Below are 22,849 nucleotides of genomic sequence, written 5' to 3'. Positions count from 1 at the left end.
ATCAACCTATCGAGAGTAGGAAAAGGGAAAAGGTGGGACAAGGTTACCCCTTGTCGCCACCACTTGTTAAACCAGATACAAAGTTCTTTTGGAGGAAGAAGAACAAGATACAGATCGGAAGGGCAATCAGAATCGCACCTGCTGAGAAATAAGCAATCTTCAAGTTTTTCACATCACTAATGAAGGTTTGAAGACCAACAGCAACTGTATAGAATTCTTTTTCACGAAGCAAGAATTTTGATAGGATGTAATCTCCAAAAGGTCCCATGAAGGCCCAGAGTGCCTGTACCGCAATCATTGGACGAACAAGAGGAAGAACGATTTGCCAGAAACGTCTGAAGTGACCAGCACCGTCTAGTTTTGCAGATTCATCGAGGGAAATTGGCACCGTATCGAAGTAACCTTTCATGAGCCAAGCGTTCATTGGGATACCACCACCGACATAGAGGAAGATGAGGAACCAGCTTTGGTTGAGTGCATTGAGCATGAGGGCCATGACGAAGAAAGCTGTGAGGGCAGCCATGGTTGGCACCATTTGAATAATCAAGAAGAAGACCAAACTCTGCTTACGAGCCAAAAAGTTGTAACGGCTATAAGCATAACCCGCAAGAACGACGATACTGGTCTGAACAGCCATGGTAACCAAGGCGATAATCAGGGTGTTGAGGTACCAAGTGCCGTAAAGCGTTTCGCTAAATAGTTTGCTGAAGTTTTCAAGAGTAAAGTTAACAGAACTATCCAACTTGAAGGCCACCACGTTCCCTGTCTTAAAGGCTGAAAGAATCGTAATCAAGAGTGGGTAGATGATGATGACCGAAAGGGTAATCAAGTAGAGATAGGTCAAGGTCTGGTTGAGACGACGTCTAAATTTCACAGATAATTTCATTTTACACGTCCTCCATTTCAAAGGCATTTAATTTCTTGAAGGCAATCATGGAAATACTGATGACAATCATAGAGATAATCAAGGTTACCGCTGCAGCCATTGAATACTGAGGAGCAGTACCAGTTGTCAATTTATAAATCCATGAAATCAAGATATCGGTTGAACCAGCTCCTCCACCGACACTACCTGGTCCACCGTTGTTGAAGAGGTAGATGATAGAGAAGTTGTTGAAGTTGAAGGTATACTGACTGATGAGAGTAGGTGCAGCCACGGCCAAGATCATTGGCAAGGTAATGCTGCGGAATTTTTGGATAGGACCCGCACCATCGATATAAGCTGCCTCATACAAGTCGTTTGGAATAGACTGCAAAATCCCCAAGGTCAATACATAAATGTAAGGGAAACCAAGCCATGCCTGCATCATGATGAGGGCAACCTTGGTCCAGAATGGGTCAGTTTTCCACGGAATCAGGAAGTTGTCGATAAATGGTAAGAATTTGCTCAAGAATGGCAAGACTTGCGTGTTAATTGCGCCGACACTATCGTTGAACATGTTACTGAAGGTCAAGATAGTTACGAAAGCTGGAACAGCCCAAGGGAGCAAGAAGATAACACCGAAAATCCGTTTTCCTTTGATAAAAGGCTGGTTGGCAATGATAGCAGTCAAGATACCAATCACAATCTGAGCAGTTGATGCACAAAGAGCCCAGATGATTGTCCAAGAAAGGACAGAGCCAAAGGCTGCGCGAAAAGTGCTCAATTTCCAGATATTTGTAAAGTTGGTCAAACCAATCCAATCCAAAAGTTTTCCAGGAGGAAGATGTTGGAAATCGTAGTTGGTAAAGGCGATAAAGAGCGTTACGACAACAGGGAAGATAATCGCAAAGGTCATGGCAATGTAAGAAGGGATAATCAAGAGATATGGGAAGCCATTCTCATAGATACCTTTGACCATGTCGTTAAAGCTTGTAGCAACTGGGAAGCCATTATTCCAACGCTTGGCTGTGTCGCGTGCATCTTTCAAATTAAGAGCATAGAAAGCGAGGTACACGACGGTGATAATCAAGTGGAAAGAACCTCGGATCAACATAAAGAGGGAATTGTCACGGCCACGCATGTCTCCCAAGGTAATCAAATTGCCCAGCTCACCTGCAGCAATGGTTACAAAGTAGAGAAGGAAAGCGATGGTGACACCCAAGAAAATGAATCCTTTGGCCTTCTGTTTGTTATAGATTTGTCCAAGTCCGGGAATAAGGGACAGGAGCAGTGCCTTACCTGGATTTTGTTTTGTCATCATAAAACTCCTTTTTTTAAATGATCTGGAAAACTTTGAAGAAAGCATTGCCAAATCAGCGCTAGTAAACAGAAATTGTTCAGGGACTTCCTCTGTCTATTATAGCAAATTCTGTCTTATAAATAAAGGGGACTGGTCCTATCCAGCCCCGCTTCATTTACCATTTTTACTCGATGAATCTCAAGATGATTGGAAATCAACTGTGATGTTAGTGCGTATTATTCACCGTATTTTTGTGCAATGGTATCTTTGATCAATGCAACTGCGTCGCTAGCTGCAGTTTTTGCGTCTTTCGCACCACTAGCTGCTTCGAAGAGCATGTTACCAGCTGGTTCCCAAACTGTGCTCATTTCAGAAATGTTTGGCATTGGTTGTGCGTTAGCAAATTGATCGATAACAGCTGTAGTCAATTCATCGTTTTTGCTTACTGCATACTCACGAGCTTCTGTGTTAGCAGGAACTTCGTTTGTTGCGTCGTACAATGCTTGTTGTTGTTCTGTTGAAGTCAAGTAGTCAACGAATTTTTGAGCCATTTCAGGGTTTTGTGAACCTGCTGGAATAACCCAAGCCTTACCACCACCGAATGCTTCATAAGCGTTTCCGTTTGCGAGAGTAGGGATCATTGCAACACCGTAGTTCACGCCTGCTTCTTTGTAAGATGCAGCTTTCCATGGACCTTCGATGATAGCAGCAGCTTTACCTTCTGTAAATTGAGTGTTGATCAAGTTGTTAGCAGCTGTACCATCTTGGAGACCTTGAGGCCATTTTTCATACCAAGTTTTTGCATATTCAATCGCTTGAACTGCACCTTCGTTTGCAAGACCGATATCAGATGGATCTGTACCGTTTTCACCAAATACATAGCCGCCGTAACCAGCTAGGAGACCGTAAGTGTAGTAGAAGTTTGTCCAGTCAGCAAGGAAGGCAGTTGTTTTACCACTTTCGCCCTCAAAAGCGTACTTGCTATCTTTTGCCAATGTTTCCAATTCAGCAAAAGTCTTAGGAGCTTCTGCAATCAAGTCTTTGTTGTAGTAGAGAACAAGAGTTTCGATAACTGCTGGTGAACCGTAGACTTTACCGTCGTTTGTAACAAGAGCAGTTGTTGTTTCATCAACCATGCTTGTTTCAGCAAGTGTTACTTCGTTCAATTGACCTTCTGCACCAAGGCTACCTACGCGGTCGTATGGTGCCATCATAACGTCTGGAGCTGATCCAGATTGGTTGTCGAGTGACAAATTGTCCAAACCAGTCAAGGCGTCACCAGTTTTAACGGTTACGTCAACGCCATTTTCTTCTTCAAATGTTGTTGCCGCAGCTTCAACATAATCTTTGTAGCCTTCGTCAACGTAAATCGTTAATGTTTGAGCCTCTTCTGTGCTTGAATCAGATGAGCTAGATGATGAAGAACATGCAGCAAGAACAGCAGTAGATGCAGCAAGAAGAGCAACGCTCTTGAGCAATTTGTGTTTCATGGGATTCCCTCCAAGAATATAATTTGATGAACTTCGTCCGCTAACGCAAACGTTTTCTTAACTTATCATCATTATACACCAAAATGTATCCGCTTGCAAGCGTTTTTATAAAAAAATTTAAAAAATTTTTTAAGGAGATACCAATTTTGGTGTTATATAATGTTAGAAAGTTATCTTCTTGATTTATTTTCAGGAAAAATGGCAACTTTTTCTTGATTTGTTAGCGCTATCATTATATAATAAAGTGCGGAAACGTTTGCGCATTCTTTTGCGCAACTACAGAAGGAGAGTATCTATGAAAAAGAGACAAAGTGGCGTATTAATGCACATCTCATCCCTGCCAGGTGGTTACGGAATCGGGAGCCTCGGTCAGGCTGCTTATGATTTTGTAGATTTTTTAGAACGAACCAAGCAACGCTACTGGCAGATTTTGCCTTTGGGAACGACCAGTTATGGTGACTCGCCTTACCAGTCTTTCTCTGCCTTTGCGGGCAATACTCACTTTATCGATTTTGATTTTCTGATGGAAAAGGGTTGGTTGACCGAGGAAGATCTAGCTGGAATTGACTTTGGCGACAAGGATACAGAAGTGGATTATGCCAAGGTCTTTTATGGTCGTCGTCCAATCTTAGAGAAGGCTGTGAAAGCGATAAAGGCAGAGGGGTTGCCAGAGGATTACTGGTCTTTTGCTGAGGGAAATGGCTTTTGGTTGCACACTTTTGCAGAGTACATGGCTATCAAAGAGCATTTTGATAATAAGCCCTGGATTGATTGGGAGGATCAGGGAGCTCGCTTGCGCTATCATGATACATTAGAGTATTACCGTCAGCTTTTAGCGGACCAGATGGATTACCACCGCATCACCCAGTATTTGTTCTTCAGTCAGTGGCGTGCTTTAAAGGCTTACGCCAATGCCAAAGGTGTTGAGTTTGTGGGGGATATGCCGATTTATATCGCAGCTGATTCTGCGGATATGTGGGCCAATCCACACTTCTTCAAGACGGATGAAGAAGGCAAGCCAAGTGTGGTAGCCGGCTGTCCACCAGATGCCTTTTCAGAAATTGGTCAGCTCTGGGGCAATCCAATTTATGACTGGGAAGCCATGAAGAATGATGGCTTTACTTGGTGGGTGGCTCGTTTGCGTGAGTCCTTTAAGATTTATGACATGGTACGGATCGACCACTTTATCGGCTTTGCTTCCTTCTGGGAAATTCCAGCAGGGGAAGAAACAGCGGTCAATGGCTACCGTGTGGAAGCGCCTGGCTTTGAGTTATTTGAGACCATCAAGCGGGAGTTGGGTGATTTGAACATTATCGCGGAAGATTTGGGAACGGTGACAGATAAGGTCATTCAATTGCGTGAAAGGACTGGTTTCCCAGGCATGAAAGTCTTGCAGTTTGCCTTTGATCCTGAAGGCGACAGCATTGAAATGCCGCACAACCACCGAAACAATGTCGTAGCCTATACTGGCACCCATGATAATGATACAATTCTTGGTTGGTATGAAAAGGAAACAACTGAAGAATCACGTGCATTCTTAGACAAGTACTGCAATCGAACAGACGGTGAAACGGTTAACTACGCTCTCTTCCGACTTCTCTTTGGCTCCCCAGCCTTTATGACAGTTGTAACCATGCAGGATTTACTGCATTTGGATGGTGCTGCGAGAATGAACCTGCCAAACACCCTTGGTGGCAACTGGGCTTGGAGAATGACTGAGGAACAGTTGACATCAGAGGTTGAATCTATGTTGTTAGATCTGACGACAACCTACCGACGCGAAAATGTGAAGATGGCAGAAAATCTGTCCTAGAGCGATTTTATGTCGTTCTTGTGCTATTTCTTGACCAAATTATGGTAAAAGTGTATACTGAATATGTCCAGTATTTGTTGCTCAAAACAAATACATATATGGGATTCATTTCAGAAGAATCGGTAAAACCGGTTTTCCTGAAATGAATCCCGGATATAAAGGTAGTCGAAAGAGTTCCTTTCCTATCATTCCCTCAAAAAAACTGACTCTAGGTCAGTTTTTTTATGGATTAGTCGATTGCATAGAAAAAAGCTGATTACTCAGCTTTTTTCTTACATTTTTTCAGGAGCTTGCACACCGAGGAGATGAAGAGACTCCTTGAGGACAAGGCCTGTTGCATAAGCCAAAGCCAGTCGGCTATCGCGTTCAGGGCTTTCATCCAGGATACGAGTGTGAGCGTAGTATTTGTTGAAGGCTTGCGCTAGGTTAATAGCGTATTTGGCGATGAGTGATGGATCAAACTTATTGCCGGCACGTTCTACAACTGCTGAGAAGTTTTGGATGTGCTTGATGATGTCCCAGCTTTCTGCGTCAGCTAGTTTGTAGTCATTTTCTGCGCTTGGTACAAAGTTTGCCTTGCGCAGGATAGACTGGATGCGGGCGTATGCGTATTGGACATAAGGACCTGTCTCACCTTCAAAGGAAACCATAGCTTCCAGGTCAAAGTCGTAGCCGTTGTCACGGTCGGTTTTAAGGTCGTAGAACTTAACAGCGCCGACACCAACAGCGTGTGCTACCTCTTCCTTGTTTTCAAGGTCAGGGTTTTTGGCCTCGATTTGAGTGAGGGCACGAGAAATAGCTTCGTCAAGTGTTGGTTCGAGCAGGATGATGTTTCCTTTACGAGTAGAGAGCTTTTTCTTGTCCTTGGTCACTAGACCGAAGGTGATATGAGTCATATCATCGCTCCAGTCGTAATCCATTTCTTTCAAAACGGCTTTCAGTTGTTTGAAGTGGTTGATTTGCTCTTGGCCAACGACATAGAGGCTTTTCACGAAGTCATAGGTTCGTTTGCGGTACATAGCTGTCGCCATATCGCGCGTGATATAAAGGGTCGCACCGTCTGTTTTTCGGATGAGAGCCGGTGGAAGATTGTAGCTCTCAAGATCAACGATTTGTGCGCCTTTTGATTCTTTAAGAAGTCCTTTTTCTTCTAGGATTTGGATGCCTTCATCCATCTTGTCGTTATAGAAGGCTTCGCCATTGAAACTGTCGAATTGGACACCTAGCTTGTCGTAGATGCGATTAAATTCGACCAAGCTTTCATCACGGAACCATTGCCACAATTCCAAGGCTTCTTGGTCTCCATCTTCCAATTTTTTGAACCATTGGCGTGCTTCCTCGTCCAATTCAGGTTTTTCTTCAGCTTCAGCGTTGATGCGGACATAAAGTTTGAGCAACTCAGCGATTGGATTAGCTTCAACAGCGGCCTTATCACCCCAGAGTTTGTAGGCAACGATCAACATACCAAATTGTTTGCCCCAGTCACCCAAGTGGTTGATACGGATTGGCTTGTAGCCTAGTTTTTCGTGGATGTTGGCAAGGGCATCTCCGATAACAGTTGAGCGTAAATGCCCAACGGAGAAAGGCTTGGCAATGTTTGGACTAGACATGTCGATGGTAACATTGTGGCCTTGACCGATGTTGACTTGACCGTACTGCTCTTTTTCAGTGATGACTTGGGTCAAAACCTGATGAGAGATTGCTGCTTTATCGAAGAAGAAGTTGACGTAAGGACCGGTAGCTACAACCTTTTCAAAGCCAGTAGTGTCTAGTTTTTCAATGATATCTGTTGCAATGACTTGAGGTGCTTTACGTTCGATTTTTGCCAAGGAGAAGGCAGGAAAGGCTAAATCGCCCATCTCTGATGATTTTGGTGTTTCCAGCAGAGAATAAATAGTTTCTAATTCTAGATTGGGTAAAACAGCTGCCAAACGCTCAGCAACTACTTGTTTTTGATTCATAATTCTTCCTCCAATTTCATTCTTCTATTCTACCATAAAATGTCTACAGATAGCGTAAAAAATGATATAATGGCACTATAAATAGACAGCAAGAGGTAGAAAAATGAGCAAGCGAATTCGTCACCAACGAATTAAGAAAATGATAACAGAGCAAAAGATTGGTCGCCAGGCAGACATTCAATTAGGTTTAGAGGCTGAAGGGATTCGAGTGACTCAAACGACCCTTTCGCGCGACTTGCGAGAACTGGGGCTGATTAAGCTCTATGAGGATGGTCAGGCCTACTATGCCCTGCCAGAGAAAGAAGAAGAGACTGTTTTTGGACAACGCTTGGCCCAGTATGCCGTCAAGGTTGAACGCGCCAGCTTTATCCTTGTCTTGCACTGCGAAGTGGGAGAGGCTGCCCTGATGGCAAACATTATCGATGCTGAAAAGCCTGACCATATATTGGGGACCTTGGCAGGAGCAGATACGCTGTTAGTCATCTGTCGAGATGAGGCAGCTGCTCAGCAGGTAGAAGATGAAATCGGTGCTTATATTGATGGGGGAAGAGGGTAGGCTATGGCAGTAGAGAAAATTTCCCCAGGTATGCAGCAGTATCTGGATATTAAGGCCAACTATCCAGATGCTTTTTTGCTCTTTCGTATGGGAGACTTTTATGAATTATTTTATGATGATGCGGTAGAGGCAGCGCAGATTTTGGAACTATCCCTGACCAGTCGGAATAAGAATGCGGAAAATCCCATTCCCATGGCAGGCGTTCCCTATCATGCGGCCCAGCAGTACATTGATACGCTTGTTGAACTGGGGCATAAGGTGGCGATTGCTGAGCAGATGGAAGATCCTAAGCAGGCAGTTGGCGTGGTTAAGCGGGAAGTGGTGCAGGTTATCACACCTGGTACGGTCATGGATTCTACCAAAATGGGAGCCGACAGCAACTATCTAGTTACCGTTGATCGTCAGGGTGTACAATTTACTCTTTCTTACATGGACGTGTCAACAGGTCAGTTTTTCGTGACCAGTCTTGATGATTTTACCAGCCTCTGCGGTGAAATCCGCAACCTGCGGGCACGTGAAGTGGTCGTTGGCTACGCTCTGTCGGAGGAAGAAGAGCAGGTCTTTTCGAACCAGATGAACTTGCTGCTGTCTTTTGAAGATGAGGTGACGGAAGATGTTCAGCTGATTGACAATTCCTTGACAGACTTGGAAAAGGCTGCGGCTGGTAAACTCCTCAGCTACCTTCATCGGACACAGATGCGGGACTTGAGCCACTTGCAGAAGGTGGTCCACTACGAAATCAAGGACTATCTGCAAATGGACTACGCGACCAAGTCCAGTCTGGACCTGCTTGAAAACAGTCGGACAAGCAAGAAGCATGGTAGTTTGTACTGGTTGTTAGACGAAACCAAGACAGCCATGGGTATGCGGCTCTTGCGGGCTTGGATTGACAGACCACTGATTGACCTCAAGCGGATTGAAAGCAGGCAGGCTGTTGTGCAGGTTTTTCTGGATTACTTCTTTGAGCGGAGTGACTTGGTGGAGGCTCTAAAAGGTGTCTATGACATCGAACGCTTGGCCAGTCGGGTGTCTTTTGGCAAGACCTTGCCCAAGGACCTCTTGCAGCTCTCCCAGACCCTTGGAAATGTCCCTGCTATCAAGAATATCTTGCAACAAATCAATGAGCCTGCTCTAGGCAATCTGGTAGCTGGATTGGACCCAATCCCAGAACTGCACGCTCTCATCAGCTCTGCTATTGACCCAGAAGCCCAGGGGACCATCACAGATGGAAACATCATCCGTACAGGCTTTGACGAAACGCTGGATCAGTATCGTCTGGTCATGCGTGAGGGAGCGGGTTGGATTGCGGAGATTGAGGCCAAGGAGCGTGAAGCGTCTGGTATCAACAACCTCAAGATTGATTACAATAAAAAAGACGGTTACTATTTCCATGTGACCAATTCCAATCTGGGCAATGTGCCTGACCATTTCTTCCGCAAGGCGACCTTGAAAAACTCGGAGCGCTATGGGACAGAAGAATTGGCTAAAATCGAAGGGCAGATGTTGGAGGCCCGCGACAAGTCGTCTAACTTGGAGTACGAGATTTTCATGCGGATTCGCCAAGAGGTTGAAAAATACTTCAGCCGCCTGCAGAAGCTAGCTCGGACCATCGCAACCATCGATGTCTTGCAGGCTTTTGCGGTTGTGGCGGAGCAGCAACACTGGGTCTGCCCACAGTTCAATACGGATAAGCTGTTGGACATTGAACGTGGTCGGCACGCGGTGGTCGAGAAGGTTATGGGCAAGCAGACCTATATTCCCAACTCCATTCAGCTGGATCAGGCGACGACTATGCAGCTGATTACAGGGCCTAACATGAGTGGTAAATCGACCTATATGCGTCAGCTGGCAGTTATTGTCATTTTGGCTCAGATGGGCTCCTATGTACCAGCAGATCGGGCAACCCTACCAGTCTTTGATGCTATTTTCACCCGTATTGGGGCGGCAGATGACCTAGTCAGCGGTCAATCGACCTTCATGGTTGAGATGATGGAGGCCAATAAGGCGGTCCGTCTTGCGACAGATCGTTCGCTCATCCTCTTTGATGAACTTGGACGGGGAACGGCCACCTACGATGGCATGGCTCTAGCCCAGTCTATCATCGAGTACATCCACGACAAGATTGGGGCCAAGACCCTCTTTGCTACTCACTACCACGAGCTGACCGAGCTAAGCCAGACCCTGTCAGGCCTTGAAAATGTCCATGTATCGACCTGGGAGGAGGACGGACAAGTGACCTTCCTCCACAAAATTGCCCAAGGCCCAGCCGATAAGTCCTACGGGATTCATGTGGCTAAGATTGCGGGAATGCCAGAGGAGTTACTAGAGAGGGCAGATATGATTTTGCAGACGCTTGAAAACCAATCCCCTACTGCACCAGCAAAACCAGCTCCATCAGTGGTGGCAGAACCGTCTGGTCAAATCGACCTCTTTGCAGACATACCTTCTCACCCAGTTCTCGAAGAATTAGAAAAACTGGACATCTACAATATGACTCCTATGGAAGTTATGATGACAGTGGCAGAATTGAAGAAGAAATTATAATATAGTCAGGACAAACGTTCTGGCTTTTTTGCCATTTAGTGATGGAAAACGACCACATAGCTAAAAGCCCTTGAAACCAGTAAAGAAATGGTGTTTAATAGGGTCAGAAAGAGAAAGGAGAGAAGATGAAAGTAAAATTAGCTATCTCGCCAGAAATTTTGGAAGATTTGGTGACTATTGAAGCACAGGCTATGTCTGAGCAGGTTAGTCACTTGATGGCCTATATTCAAAACTTGGACAAGCAGAGATCCAGTCTAACTGTCAAAAAAGGGGAGCAGGTTTATCTTGTGGAGAATGATGAGATTGTCAGACTCTACTTGGAAGATAAGGTTTTGCAGGTGGAAACAGTAGAAACTACCTATACTTCCACCCTACGCTTGTATCAGGTTAAGGAGGACTTGCCTGCAAACTTCTTACAAATCTCCCAGTCGGAGATCATTCACATCAAGCAACTGGACCACCTCAAGCTGACCGCCAACGGTCTGGTCAAACTGGTTATGAAGAATGGGTCGGTTACCTACTCATCCCGTCGCTATCTAAAAGTTATCAAAGAAAGGTTAGGACTATGAAAAAATACATCTTATCAGCCAGTTTAGGCATCGCTATCGGAACCATTATCTCCATTATCACATCAGCCGTCTTCGGACAGGGAACCTACCTTCCTCTCAATCCCTTTTCAACCATGGGGGCTTACTACCTGAGCAACTTTAGTCAAGTAACTGTCATGCTGATTTGTGTAGTCATTTGGGCGGCAATCGGTCTCTTGTTCCAGCTGGCAGACACGATTTTTGAACAGGACTGGAGCCTTTTGCGAATGACAGCAACGCATTTTGGGATCACGGCTTTAGGCTTTACACCGCTGGGTATTTTGGCTGGTTGGTTTCCCGTGAAACTTGGGGCTCTTCTCTTCTTCTGGCTCATCTTTGTCTTGATATACGCTCTGCTATTCCTCCTAAATTATCGGAAAATGGAGCGGCACATCGAGGAGATCAATGGAAAATTGTAGGCGGGGGCAATCTGTGGTATAATGGCACTAAGATTGGAGTGTCTATGAAAGTTTTTTTAACCATTTTGTATAGTGTGGCTGTCGGCTACAACCTCTTGTACTTGGCTTATAATGTTCAGCGGACGTCGGTGTTCAACCTCCTCTGGTCCGTGGTTATTATCATAGCCTGTTCGATCAATCTCTACTTCCTTTGGAAAAACAAGCAGCAGTCTGAATAGGGACTGCTTTTGCTTTGTGGTATAATAGGACTATTAAACGTACAGGAAGAATACCATGTCACAAATTATCGAATTGCCAGAAATTTTAGCCAACCAGATTGCAGCTGGAGAGGTCATCGAGCGACCTGCCAGTGTGGTTAAGGAGTTGGTGGAGAACTCGATTGATGCTGGGGCGAGTCAGATTGAGATTCGTATTGAGGAAGCGGGGCTCAAGACCATTCAAATTACGGACAACGGCGAAGGTATTGCCCCTGACCAGGTGGCTCTGGCCCTCCGTCGTCATGCGACCAGTAAGATCAAAAATCAGGCAGACCTGTTCCGTATTCGGACCCTGGGTTTTCGTGGTGAAGCCCTGCCGTCGATTGCCTCTGTCAGTCACATGACCATTGAAACAGCGACGGCAGAACATGCCCACGGTCTTCGTTTGGAGGCAAAGGGCGGTGTCATTGAGTCGGAGGAGCCCGTCAGCCGTCCAGTTGGTACGCAGATACGGGTTGCGGATTTGTTTTACAATACCCCTGCCCGTCTCAAGTATGTCCGCAGTCAGCAGGCTGAGTTATCGCATATCGTTGATGTTATTAACAGGCAGAGCCTGGCCCATCCTGAAATTGCCTTTACCCTGATTAACGAGGACAGGGAGCTATTGGCAACTGCGGGAACGGGCAAACTGCGTCAAGCCATCTCAGGGATTTACGGTATCGCCTCTGCTAAAAAAATGGTGGAGATAGAGGCGGAAGACCTGGATTTTCGTGTTTCGGGTTACGTTTCCCTGCCAGAATTGACCCGTGCCAACCGCAATTACATTTCCATTTTCATCAATGGTCGCTACATCAAGAATTTCTTGCTCAACCGTGCTATTTTGGAGGGCTATGGTAGCAAGCTCATGGTGGGGCGTTTTCCACTGGCTGTGATTTCCATTGAGATCGACCCCTATCTGGCCGATGTCAATGTTCACCCGACCAAGCAAGAGGTCCGTATTTCCAAGGAAAAGGAACTCATGAACCTGATTCGCGAGGCTATTGTCAGGGCACTCAAGGAGCAGGATTTGATTCCCGATGCCCTTGAAAATCTGGCTCAGTCTAGTACGCGTACCAAGGTCAAAGCAGAGCAGGTAACCTTGCCTCTCAAGGAAAGTAATCTCTACTATGACACTGTCAAGCAGGACTTCTTCCTCAAACCAGAGGTGGTTTCAGAAGAAATTAAGCCTTTGGAAGAAAACAATGGCTTGACGGAGGTGACAAGTGAAATTGACAAGCCTGTCAATATTAAATTTGCCCAACGGCAGACAGAAATTGCTAATGATCTCGACCACCCCAACCTATCTACTAAGGAACTGGCTAAGGTGGCAGACAAGTTGGATCAGGAAGAAACATCAACCTTTCCAGAATTAGAATATTTTGGTCAGATGCACGGGACTTATTTGTTTGCACAAGGGAAAACTGGGCTCTATATCGTCGACCAACACGCTGCACAGGAGCGGGTCAAATATGAATACTATCGTGAAAAGATTGGAGAAGTCGATAATGCAGCCCAGCAGTTGCTGGTACCTTATATTTTTGAATTCCCTCAGAACGATGCCCTCAACCTTGTTCATAAGATGGATGCCCTCCGTCAAGTAGGTGTCAACTTAGAAGAGTATGGTGTCAACCAATTCATCTTACGTGAGCATCCTATCTGGATGAAGGAAGAGGAGATTGAGTCGGGTGTTTACGAGATGTGCGATATGCTGCTTCTAACAGACCAGGTGTCTATCAAGCAGTATCGGGCAGAGTTGGCCATTATGATGTCCTGCAAGCGTTCGATTAAGGCCAATCATGCCTTGGATGACCATTCTGCACGGGATTTATTGCGGCAATTATCTCATTGTCAAAATCCTTATAACTGCCCACATGGCCGACCAGTTTTGGTACATTTCAGCAAGTCAGACATGGAAAAAATGTTCCGTCGCATTCAGGAAAATCATACCAGCTTGCGAGAGTTGGGTAAGTATTAAATAGTTGACAAGGATTGACACATTAGTAAAGGAAGTATATGTACGACTATATCAAAGGAATGTTAACGAAAATAACCGCAAAATACATTGTGGTAGAAACGCACGGAGTTGGCTATCTCTTGCAGGTGGCTAACCCCTATGCTTACTCTGGACAGGTCCAGCAAGAAGTGACGGTCTATACGCATCAAGTTATTCGTGAGGATGCTCATCTGCTCTACGGATTTGCGACAGAGGCTGAAAAATCTGTATTCCTCAGTCTGATTTCAGTATCAGGTATTGGACCAACAACGGCTTTGGCAATTATTGCTGTTGATGATAATGACGGTCTGGTGCGGGCTATTGAGCAAAAAAATATTACTTATCTAACCAAGTTTCCAAAGATTGGCAAGAAAACAGCCCAACAGATGATTTTGGACTTGGAAGGCAAGTTTGTCATGAGTGAGGAAGCAGGACCTGTCCAACCAGAAGCACCTGCTAGTGAAAATGTTGCCCTCGACGAAGCCATGGAAGCTATGGAAGCCCTTGGCTACCGTCCTGCCGAACTAAAGAAAATCAAGAAATTCTTTGACGGTACTACCGACACCGCTGAGAACTATATTAAATCAGCCCTCAAAATGCTGATGAAGTAATAAGATACAAAGGCGTTAAGCGATACACAGCAAAATAGGAAAGCTGACGCAGATGCTTTAGCATCTAGAAAGGCTTTATCTTTTTGCAAAGTATCGTAGCCGTGTTCAAGTAACGTACCAGTATGATGGTTACTAAAGTAACTCACCAGACTACGGCAATCGCTATTTGCGACTTGCCTAGGGACCTTACTAATTCGCCACAAAAATAATATTGATTTTTGCGGCTCATGTCGTGTCCAGATACTAAGGCGTTAAGCGATACACAGCAAAATAGACGGGCGAACAGAAATTTTGTTAGAAATTTCGTTGAGAGACTTCCGCAATAACAACTAGGTAAAAGGCAAGTTTTGACGAAGCCTTTTGCCAGATGTCAACTGCGTTATTCGGTGATATTTAGGACTTAGAGTTACGTTTTGCAAGGTATCGTAGCCGTGCTCAATTAACGTACAGTATGATAATTGCGACCTGCCTAGGTACCTTACTAATTTGCCAAGTATTCGGCCAAAAGGAGAAATGATGTCCCGTTGTGCTTGGGTCAATCCCAATAATCCGCTGTATATTGCCTACCATGATGAAGAATGGGGGAAGCCGCTTCACGATGAGCAGGCTTTGTTTGAGTTGCTCTGCTTGGAGTCCTATCAAGCTGGACTTTCCTGGGAAGTTGTTCTCAACAAACGCCAGGCTTTCCGCTCTGCTTTTTTCAACTACGATGTGCTAAAGGTGGCGGCCATGACAGACAGCGAGTTGGATAGACTTCTGGCCAATCCAGACATCATTCGTCACAAGGCAAAGTTGTACGCTACTCGTGCTAATGCTCAGGCATTTATGAAGGTGCAGGAGGAGTTTGGAAGTTTTGAACGCTATATCTGGGCTTGGGTTGATTTTACACCGATTGACAGGCCTGTCAAGTCCTTCCGAGACTTGCCGACCAAGAATGATCTATCCGAACGCCTGTCTAAAGATTTGAAGAAACGAGGCTTCAAATTTGTTGGTCCTGTCTGTGTTTATTCCTATTTACAGGCGGCGGGCTTGCTGAATGAGCATGAAGAGAACTGTCAATATAAATAAAATGAGCGGAATAATCCAGCTCATTTTTTGTAGAATTTTTCCAACTCGATACGCATGGTTTCTAATAAAGTTTCTTCCTGAGTTAATTCAAGAATTGTCAATCCCTGGTCAATTAACTCCTGATTGTTCTGACAGATTCCCAGTCGAATGGAAGAAAATCATATTTTCAAACTTAGGCATGGATTGATTGCTCTCAATTTTAGCAAGTGTTGTTCGTGAAAGAACACTGCCACAAACTTGTTCCTGGTCAGTATCTTGGACTCTCTAATCATTTTATACATACTTCCAAAAACCCAGCGCATAACTCCTTCAAAATGTGAATAAAGTGTACAAATTTACTAATCGCTACAGATGTGTGGTATAATAATATACAAAAAAGAGGTAAGGTTTATGAACTGGTTCAAGAAAAAATTTCCATTTGTTTTGGCCTATCTGCTGGTACCTACCCTAGTTTATGAGTGGCTAGGCATGACAGGTGTAAATTATGCTTCGGAGTATTCAGTCGTGTATGCCATGCATTGTCTCGTTCTCATTGTTGCGATAACCTTTGTTTACCTCACTCGTTTTCATCGATGAAAGTGATAAGCTAGAATCGAAGAAATAGACTCTATTATTTATCAGAATCTCTTGAAAATTCAAGAGATTTTTGACATTTTATGATACAATGAACCAGATTGTGATGGATTTACGAATGAATAAATGAGCAGGTAACTGTATCTTTATCAGAGGAGGAATATGAAAGCAGAACTAATCGCAGTTGGGACAGAGATTTTGACAGGTCAAATCGTAAATACAAACGTCCAGTTCCTTTCGGAGAAATGTGCAGAGCTGGGAATTGATGTTTACTTCCACACAGCTGTGGGAGATAATGCAAGCAGGCTTTTGTCTGTTCTGGAGGTGGCTAGCCAACGCAGTGACTTGGTTATCTTGTGTGGAGGTCTTGGGCCAACAGAAGATGACTTGACCAAGCAGACCTTGGCGGCCTTCTTAGGTAGAAACTTGGTTTTTGATGATGAGGCTATGGCAAAATTAGACCGCTTCTTTGCCAGTCGGCCAGGTCGTGTCCGTACGCCTAACAATGAGCGTCAGGCACAGATTGTTGAGGGAAGCTTTGCCTTGCAAAATCCAACGGGTTTGGCAGTTGGGGGCATGATTGAGCAAGATGGGGTGTCCTATGTTGTCTTACCTGGCCCGCCTAGCGAACTAAAGGCTATGTTTACAAGAAGTTTACAGCCCTTGCTTATTCAGTCAAGTCAACAACTTTACTCTCGTGTCCTACGCTTTTTTGGAATAGGGGAAAGTCAGTTGGTGACTGTTTTGGCAGATTTGATTGACAACCAAACCGATCCGACTCTTGCTCCGTATGCAAAAGTTGGAGAGGTGACGCTTCGATTATCTACCAAGGCAACCAGTCAAGAAGATGCAGATCAACGTCTGAATCAGTTGGAAGAAGAAATCTTGCAACGTGACAAACTGGCAGATTACTTCTATGCCTACGGTGAAGAAAATAGCCTGGTACAAACGGTAGCGGATCGGTTAGTGGCGAAACAAGAAAGCATCGCCATCGTGGAGCAGGGGACAGGTGGTCTCTTGCAGGCTGAATTGAGTCTGGCTCTGGAAAATCAGGCTTATTTTAGCGGAGGGAAAGTCATCGGTCAGCTAGGTACAGAATCGGGCAGGTGCTGGGAAGAAGCTGGTCGCATTCGGCAGGACCTGCAATCAGACTGGGGTTTGTCTGTGTCGGTGCTTATCAAGCCAGAATCGACAGAGGACAACGTCCTTGCCAAGGTGTTTCTGGCTCTGGCAAGTACCTCTGGGGTTGCCCAAATGGAGGTGGACCTGGGAGGGTATTCCTGGAGTCACATTCGTCAATTAGCGGTGATGCAGGCCCTTGATTTCGTGCGAAAAACTTTGTGAAACAGTAAAACTTTGCTATAATGGATTGATTACAAAAGAGGAGAAAGAAATGGCAAAAAAACCTGGTAAAAAATTAGAAGATATTACGAAAAAATTTGGTGATGAGCGTAAAAAAGCGCTCGATGATGCCTTAAAGACCATTGAAAAGGATTTTGGTAAAGGTGCCATTATGCGCCTTGGTGAGCGGGCTGAGCAAAAAGTGCAGGTCATGAGTTCAGGTAGCTTGTCCATTGATATTGCTTTGGGTGCTGGTGGCTATCCAAAAGGCCGTATCATTGAAATCTACGGTCCGGAGTCTTCAGGTAAGACAACCGTTGCTCTTCATGCGGTTGCACAGGCGCAAAAAGAAGGCGGAATTGCTGCCTTTATTGATGCGGAACATGCCTTGGATCCAGCTTATGCGGCAGCTCTTGGTGTCAACATTGACGAGTTGCTCTTGTCACAGCCAGACTCTGGTGAGCAAGGTTTAGAAATCGCTGGTAAATTGATTGACTCTGGTGCTGTTGACTTGGTTGTTGTGGACTCTGTTGCAGCCCTTGTACCGCGTGCGGAAATCGATGGAGATATCGGAGATAGCCATGTTGGTTTGCAAGCTCGTATGATGAGTCAGGCTATGCGCAAACTGTCAGCATCTATCAACAAAACTAAAACCATAGCGATTTTTATCAACCAGTTGCGTGAAAAAGTGGGTGTTATGTTTGGTAACCCTGAAACAACGCCTGGTGGCCGTGCGCTGAAATTCTATGCATCAGTTCGTATGGATGTTCGTGGCAATACACAAATCAAAGGTACTGGTGACCAGAAAGATCAAAATGTTGGTAAGGAAACCAAGGTTAAGATTGTGAAGAACAAGGTAGCTCCTCCGTTTAAGGAAGCCGTCGTTGAAATTATGTATGGTCAGGGGATTTCACAAACTGGTGAATTGATTGAAATTGGTAGCAACCTTGGTATCATCCAGAAAGCAGGAGCTTGGTACTCTTACAACGGTGATAAGATTGGTCAAGGTTCTGAAAATGCTAAGAAGTTCTTGGCAGAAAATCCAGCTATTTTTGAAGAAATTGATCGCAAGATTCGTGTCCATTATGGCTTGATTGAAGATGACCAAGCGGAAGTTCAAGAAGAAGCTGCTCCAGCTATCAACAGCGTTGAGGATGTTGTTTTGGACTTGGATGGTGGCATCGAATTGGAAGATTAAGGAAGAAGTTTGGGGAAACCTAAACTTTTTTCTCTCATTTTTTAGGAAAACGGTTAAAAAAGGGGAAATTCTCCTAAAAAATCTGAAGAAATCGAAAAATAGGTCTTCAGACTGAGTTAGAATGTGGTATAATGGGCTATAATGTGTTTAGGAAAATGTAGCAAAGGAGTGCCTACATGATTAAAATTTATACTGTTTCTAGTTGTACAAGTTGCAAAAAAGCAAAAAACTGGCTAAATGCTCACCAGCTATCTTATAATGAGCATAACCTTGGTAAGGAATCCATTACCAAGGAAGAAATTTTGAATATCTTAACAAAAACAGAAAATGGGATTGCTTCAATCGTTTCTTCAAAAAACCGCTATGCAAAAAGTTTAGAATGCGATATTGAAGAGTTGAGCGTCAGTGAAGTGATTGACTTGATTACCGAAAATCCGCGTATCTTAAAAAGTCCAATCTTAATTGACGAGAAACGCCTGCAGGTTGGCTATAAAGAAGACGATATTCGCGCCTTTCTTCCTCGCTCTGTTCGGAATGTTGAAAATGCCCAGGCAAGAATGCGGGCAGCCCTATAAGAGGTATGGAAAGAACTCTGTTTTAAAGGGTTCTTTTCTGCGTTCTTATTGAGTTTTAAGCGCTTTTATGCTATAATGAATAGAATATAATAAAGAAGAAAGAAGGTGTGTGTATGGGATTTACAGAAGAAACTGTCCGTTTCCGTTTAGATGATACCAACAAACAAGAAATTAGTGAAACCTTGACCAATGTGTATCGCTCGTTAGACGAGAAAGGGTATAATCCAATCAACCAGATTGTTGGCTATGTATTGAGTGGAGACCCAGCTTACATACCACGCTACAATGACGCTCGTAATCAAATTCGTAAGTATGAGCGCGATGAAATCGTAGAAGAATTGGTTCGCTTCTATTTGAAAAACAACGGGATTGATCTCTAATGAGAATTATGGGACTAGATGTCGGTTCAAAGACAGTTGGCGTTGCCATTTCAGACCCACTTGGATTTACCGCCCAAGGTCTGGAAATCATCGCAATCGATGAAGAAAAGGGTGTCTTTGGATTGGACAGATTGCGCGAGTTGGTTGAACAATACAAGGTAGAAAAATTTGTTATTGGCTTGCCCAAGAACATGAACAATACAAGTGGTCCCCGAGTGGAGGCCAGTCAAGCCTACGGTTCCTTGGTTGAAAAGGAGTTTCAACTCCCAGTTGATTACCAGGATGAACGTTTGACCACAGTGGCTGCCGAGCGTATGCTGATTGAACAGGCAGATGTCAGCCGCAATAAGCGCAAAAAAGTTATTGATAAGTTGGCTGCCCAGCTGATTTTACAAAATTATTTAGATAGAACATTTTAAGGAGAATACCATGTCACATCATCACCATGACCACGATCACGATCACAACCACGACGAGCGCGAAATGATTACCCTCGTTGACGACCAAGGAAATGAAACCTTGTTCGAGATTCTTTTGACTATCGATGGCCAAGAAGAATTTGGTAAAAACTATGTCTTGCTTGTTCCTGCAGGAGCAGACGAAGATGAGAACGGTGAAATTGAAATTCAAGCCTATTCATTCATTGAAAATGAAAATGGTACGGAAGGCGATCTTCAACCAATTCCAGAAGATGCAACTGCAGAGTGGGATATGATTGAAGAAGTTTTCAATAGTTTCATCGAAGAAGAAGCCTAAACAGGAACGGTTGCGAAAGCAATCGTTTTTTTAATGGATGGGGATTCCTGTGCTCTGATTTAGATAAATATTTTTTGAAAATATTGACAGATAGATTTGATTTTACCGAGCTACTTTAGTATAATATTAAAGAGAAAAATGGTTTTGGAGTAGTGCTATGGACGACAAGGAATTCGGAAGACGCTTGCGGCAATTGCGGCGTGAAAAGGGTTTAACCATGGAACAGCTTTGCGAGGATGAAAAAGAAATTTCGGTTCGTCAATTGGGCAGGATTGAGGCTGGAAAATCCAAGCCTACCCTTTCAAAGATGAATAGTATTGCCAAGCGCTTGGGGGTCAGTCTCTACCAGTTGATGCCTGACTATAAACCCTTGCCTGCCGCCTATCTCCAAATCAAATATGACTTGCTGCGGACACCGACTTATGGTCATCCAGACTTGCTGCGACAGCGGGCGGACTTGCTTCAGGCGGTGTATGAGGACTACTATGATGATTTGCCTGAGGATGAACAGGTCGCCTTGGATGCCCTCCAATCCACCTATGATGTGATCGAGACCAAGACCAGCGATTTTGGGCATGGCATCATTGCTGAATATTTTCATCAAATCCAGATAAAGGATCGGTTTAGCCTCAACGACTTGTTGATTATCCGACTGTTTGTGGAACATGTCCGCTACCATCCAGATTATAAAGATGCTGAAGAACAACTCTTGGCGCTAATTGAGACCCTGCTGATGCAGCAAAACCATTTGGCCAAGGCCGATTTGTTTGTTTTGCGAGACCTCTTATTTGCCATTGTTGGTCTTTTGGGAAATTGGCGTGTCCATCATCCGATGCCAGATCTGTTTGAGGCGATTGACCGCATCATGCAAGTGACACAGGATTTTCAGGAAAAAGCCATCTTATCCATGTTGCGCTGGAAATATGCCCGCCATGTGGAAAAATCGGAAGAGCAAGCTTATCATTATTATCAAGAAGCTGTTGCTTTTGCTCGATTGATTGGGAATTCGCACCTGGTAGAGCAATTGGAAGAAGATTGGAATGAAGAAAGTCGCTAACAGGACATTTTTGTCCTGTTCTTTTTTTGGTCGAAATAGTAGACTATTTTCAAAAGAAAAAAAGGAGTGTACATATGTTTCTATTTTTATCTGGTTTGACATCTATATTTAACAACTGGAAGGATTGGTGGATTTCTTAATCCACCTTTCTTTTGCAAAAATCCCCGCAACTTGCTAGTATAGTAGGATGGAGGTAGCAGGTGAAAAAATGGTTAAATGGAAAACAGGGGCAAGTTTTCCGCTTTAAAGAAGAAAAGATGCGCTATGCCTTGGAACTCTTAGGCAATCCGCAGGAGAAGGTGCCACTTGTCCATGTGGCCGGGACCAACGGAAAAGGGTCGACCCTTGCTTTCTTGCAAAAAATCCTAGAAAGTCATGGACTCCGTGTGGGGCGGTTTGTCTCCCCCCATATGGAGACCATCGAGGACCGTATCCTGATACAATCAGAGCCGATTCCTACTTCTCGATTTTGGGAATTGGTTAGGCAAGTACATGATTTAGAGGTAGCAGTCGCGCAGGTCTATGAGGGCTTTCGATATTTTGAAGTAATGGTTCTGGTCATGTTTCTCTATTTTCAAAATCAGGATTTGGACCTAGCGCTGATTGAGGTGGGAATTGGTGGTCTGCATGATTCGACCAACGTCATTGATCCACTAATGTGCTTGATTACTTCGATCGGTTTGGACCATCAGGACTTATTGGGAGAGACGATAGGAGATATTGCTTATCAAAAAGCAGGGATTATCAAACCGCATCGTCTAGTTCTCTTGGGTGATTTGCCGCTAGAAGCCCAGCAGGTATGTCTGCAAGTTGCTAGCGATAAGGAAGCGGAAGTCTATCAATTTGGTCGTGATTTTGGCTGGAAGGAAAACCTATTCTGGTCAGAAGGTGTAGAAATCCATTTGGCTCAACTTGGTTTGCAGGGAGATCATCAACGCAAGAACGCAGCACTTGCTGTAGAGGCCAGTCGTTTGCTCTTGCCCTTGTTGGGGAATGAATGGAAGAGAGAATATCTTTCGTCAGCTTTGGCAGAGACAAGCTGGATGGGGCGTTTGGAATTGGTAATGTCAGAACCCGCAATTTATCTAGATGGTGCCCATAATCTGCCGGCTATTGAGAGTTTAGTGGCTTTTATCAAAGAGGAGGATGGGCCTCAGACGATTCTTTTTTCGGCTTTGAAACGCAAGGATTTTCAAGAGATGTTGGCTTGTTTAGAGAGAGAATTGCTGGTGGCGACGCTTGTTCTAACAAGTTTTTCATATGATGGGGCTGTAAAAAAAGAGGATCTGCAGTGGCAGGGGGCCTGGGCTGAGGACTACCAAGGCTGGTTATCAACCTGGCTCAAAGAGGGGCAAGGCAGACTGTTTGTGACGGGTTCTCTCTACTTTATTTCAGAAGTTCGAAAATGGCTTTTGGATCAAAAAAATAAGAAGTTGGATGGCTGATGCCATCCTTTTTTCGAATAGATAAGTATGGAAATGAGAAAAAACTATCAAATTGATCCCCAGCCAAAGGTAACGGGATGGTAT

The 22,849-nt window shown here is 44.4% G+C and carries 21 protein-coding genes; 17 read left to right on the top strand and 4 right to left on the bottom strand.

The genetic code is table 11. From position 1 onward, the window contains the following. Window positions 1-43: 43 nt before the first annotated feature. The 3 genes from J5566_RS02520 to J5566_RS02510 form a co-directional block, all read right to left on the bottom strand. A complete protein-coding gene (locus J5566_RS02520) occupies window positions 44-886 on the bottom strand; it encodes a sugar ABC transporter permease (protein WP_158456213.1) in 843 nt (280 codons plus the stop codon). A gap of 1 nt (window position 887) precedes the next feature. Then, window positions 888-2,180 (bottom strand): ABC transporter permease subunit, encoded by a 1,293-nt coding sequence (locus J5566_RS02515; protein WP_432215579.1) that lies wholly within the window; start codon window positions 2,178-2,180, stop codon window positions 888-890. 218 nt (window positions 2,181-2,398) lie between these two features. Next, a complete protein-coding gene (locus J5566_RS02510; RefSeq protein WP_208561929.1) occupies window positions 2,399-3,652 on the bottom strand; it encodes an extracellular solute-binding protein in 1,254 nt (417 codons plus the stop codon). A 256-nt stretch (window positions 3,653-3,908) separates the two neighbouring features. Here J5566_RS02510 and malQ point away from each other — a divergent pair, with 256 nt between their 5' ends. After that, window positions 3,909-5,465: a 4-alpha-glucanotransferase gene (gene malQ, locus J5566_RS02505; protein ID WP_279630935.1), complete on the top strand. Its 1,557-nt coding sequence runs from the start codon at window positions 3,909-3,911 to the stop codon at window positions 5,463-5,465. Window positions 5,466-5,737: 272 nt separating this feature from the next. On the opposite strand, the gene argS is transcribed toward malQ, so the two are convergent. After that, window positions 5,738-7,426, bottom strand: coding sequence for an arginine--tRNA ligase (argS, locus tag J5566_RS02500; RefSeq protein WP_208561928.1), 1,689 nt, complete (start codon window positions 7,424-7,426; stop codon window positions 5,738-5,740). A 103-nt stretch (window positions 7,427-7,529) separates the two neighbouring features. Between argS and argR the strand changes: the two genes are divergently transcribed. From argR to J5566_RS02420, 16 genes are all read left to right on the top strand, one after another. Beyond that, a complete protein-coding gene (gene argR, locus J5566_RS02495) occupies window positions 7,530-7,982 on the top strand; it encodes an arginine repressor (RefSeq protein WP_208561927.1) in 453 nt (150 codons plus the stop codon). Window positions 7,983-7,985: 3 nt separating this feature from the next. Continuing rightward, a complete protein-coding gene (mutS, locus tag J5566_RS02490; protein ID WP_208561926.1) occupies window positions 7,986-10,526 on the top strand; it encodes a DNA mismatch repair protein MutS in 2,541 nt (846 codons plus the stop codon). A 125-nt stretch (window positions 10,527-10,651) separates the two neighbouring features. Next, window positions 10,652-11,095 (top strand): LytTR family DNA-binding domain-containing protein, encoded by a 444-nt coding sequence (locus J5566_RS02485; RefSeq protein ID WP_208561925.1) that lies wholly within the window; start codon window positions 10,652-10,654, stop codon window positions 11,093-11,095. Next, window positions 11,092-11,532: a DUF3021 domain-containing protein gene (locus J5566_RS02480; RefSeq protein ID WP_208561924.1), complete on the top strand. Its 441-nt coding sequence runs from the start codon at window positions 11,092-11,094 to the stop codon at window positions 11,530-11,532. The genes J5566_RS02485 and J5566_RS02480 overlap by 4 nt, the downstream gene beginning before the upstream one ends. A gap of 44 nt (window positions 11,533-11,576) precedes the next feature. Beyond that, window positions 11,577-11,750 (top strand): hypothetical protein, encoded by a 174-nt coding sequence (locus J5566_RS02475; protein WP_208561923.1) that lies wholly within the window; start codon window positions 11,577-11,579, stop codon window positions 11,748-11,750. Between the two features lie 55 nt (window positions 11,751-11,805). Next, window positions 11,806-13,743, top strand: a complete 1,938-nt coding sequence (mutL, locus tag J5566_RS02470) for a DNA mismatch repair endonuclease MutL (protein WP_208561922.1) — start codon at window positions 11,806-11,808, stop codon at window positions 13,741-13,743. A gap of 38 nt (window positions 13,744-13,781) precedes the next feature. Further along, window positions 13,782-14,372, top strand: coding sequence for a Holliday junction branch migration protein RuvA (gene ruvA / locus J5566_RS02465; protein ID WP_208561921.1), 591 nt, complete (start codon window positions 13,782-13,784; stop codon window positions 14,370-14,372). Between the two features lie 516 nt (window positions 14,373-14,888). Then, the gene (locus J5566_RS02460; RefSeq protein ID WP_208561920.1) at window positions 14,889-15,440 is read left to right on the top strand and encodes a DNA-3-methyladenine glycosylase I; all 552 of its coding nucleotides are present in this window, start codon (window positions 14,889-14,891) and stop codon (window positions 15,438-15,440) included. Between the two features lie 735 nt (window positions 15,441-16,175). Further along, on the top strand, window positions 16,176-17,357 hold the full coding sequence (locus tag J5566_RS02455) for a competence/damage-inducible protein A (RefSeq protein ID WP_208561919.1): 1,182 nt from the start codon (window positions 16,176-16,178) through the stop codon (window positions 17,355-17,357). Between the two features lie 49 nt (window positions 17,358-17,406). Further along, entirely contained in the window at window positions 17,407-18,552 is a 1,146-nt protein-coding gene (gene recA / locus J5566_RS02450) for a recombinase RecA (protein ID WP_208561918.1), read from the top strand. Between the two features lie 176 nt (window positions 18,553-18,728). Beyond that, on the top strand, window positions 18,729-19,127 hold the full coding sequence (gene spx / locus J5566_RS02445) for a transcriptional regulator Spx (protein ID WP_158456245.1): 399 nt from the start codon (window positions 18,729-18,731) through the stop codon (window positions 19,125-19,127). A 113-nt stretch (window positions 19,128-19,240) separates the two neighbouring features. Next, the gene (locus J5566_RS02440; protein ID WP_158456247.1) at window positions 19,241-19,507 is read left to right on the top strand and encodes an IreB family regulatory phosphoprotein; all 267 of its coding nucleotides are present in this window, start codon (window positions 19,241-19,243) and stop codon (window positions 19,505-19,507) included. Next, a complete protein-coding gene (gene ruvX, locus J5566_RS02435) occupies window positions 19,507-19,926 on the top strand; it encodes a Holliday junction resolvase RuvX (protein ID WP_158456249.1) in 420 nt (139 codons plus the stop codon). The genes J5566_RS02440 and ruvX overlap by 1 nt, the downstream gene beginning before the upstream one ends. Before the next feature lie 10 nt (window positions 19,927-19,936). Further along, the gene (locus J5566_RS02430; RefSeq protein WP_172044943.1) at window positions 19,937-20,263 is read left to right on the top strand and encodes a DUF1292 domain-containing protein; all 327 of its coding nucleotides are present in this window, start codon (window positions 19,937-19,939) and stop codon (window positions 20,261-20,263) included. 157 nt (window positions 20,264-20,420) lie between these two features. Continuing rightward, complete coding sequence (locus J5566_RS02425) at window positions 20,421-21,320, top strand: helix-turn-helix domain-containing protein (protein WP_208561917.1); 900 nt, start codon at window positions 20,421-20,423, stop codon at window positions 21,318-21,320. Between the two features lie 200 nt (window positions 21,321-21,520). After that, a complete protein-coding gene (locus J5566_RS02420) occupies window positions 21,521-22,765 on the top strand; it encodes a bifunctional folylpolyglutamate synthase/dihydrofolate synthase (RefSeq protein ID WP_348002272.1) in 1,245 nt (414 codons plus the stop codon). The last annotated feature ends 84 nt before the right edge of the window (window positions 22,766-22,849 follow it).

The sequence above is a fragment of the Streptococcus suis genome (assembly GCF_017601095.1).
In the GTDB taxonomy this organism is placed as follows: Bacteria; Bacillota; Bacilli; order Lactobacillales; family Streptococcaceae; genus Streptococcus; species Streptococcus suis_Z.
This window is presented reverse-complemented; position numbering and strand designations above follow the sequence as displayed.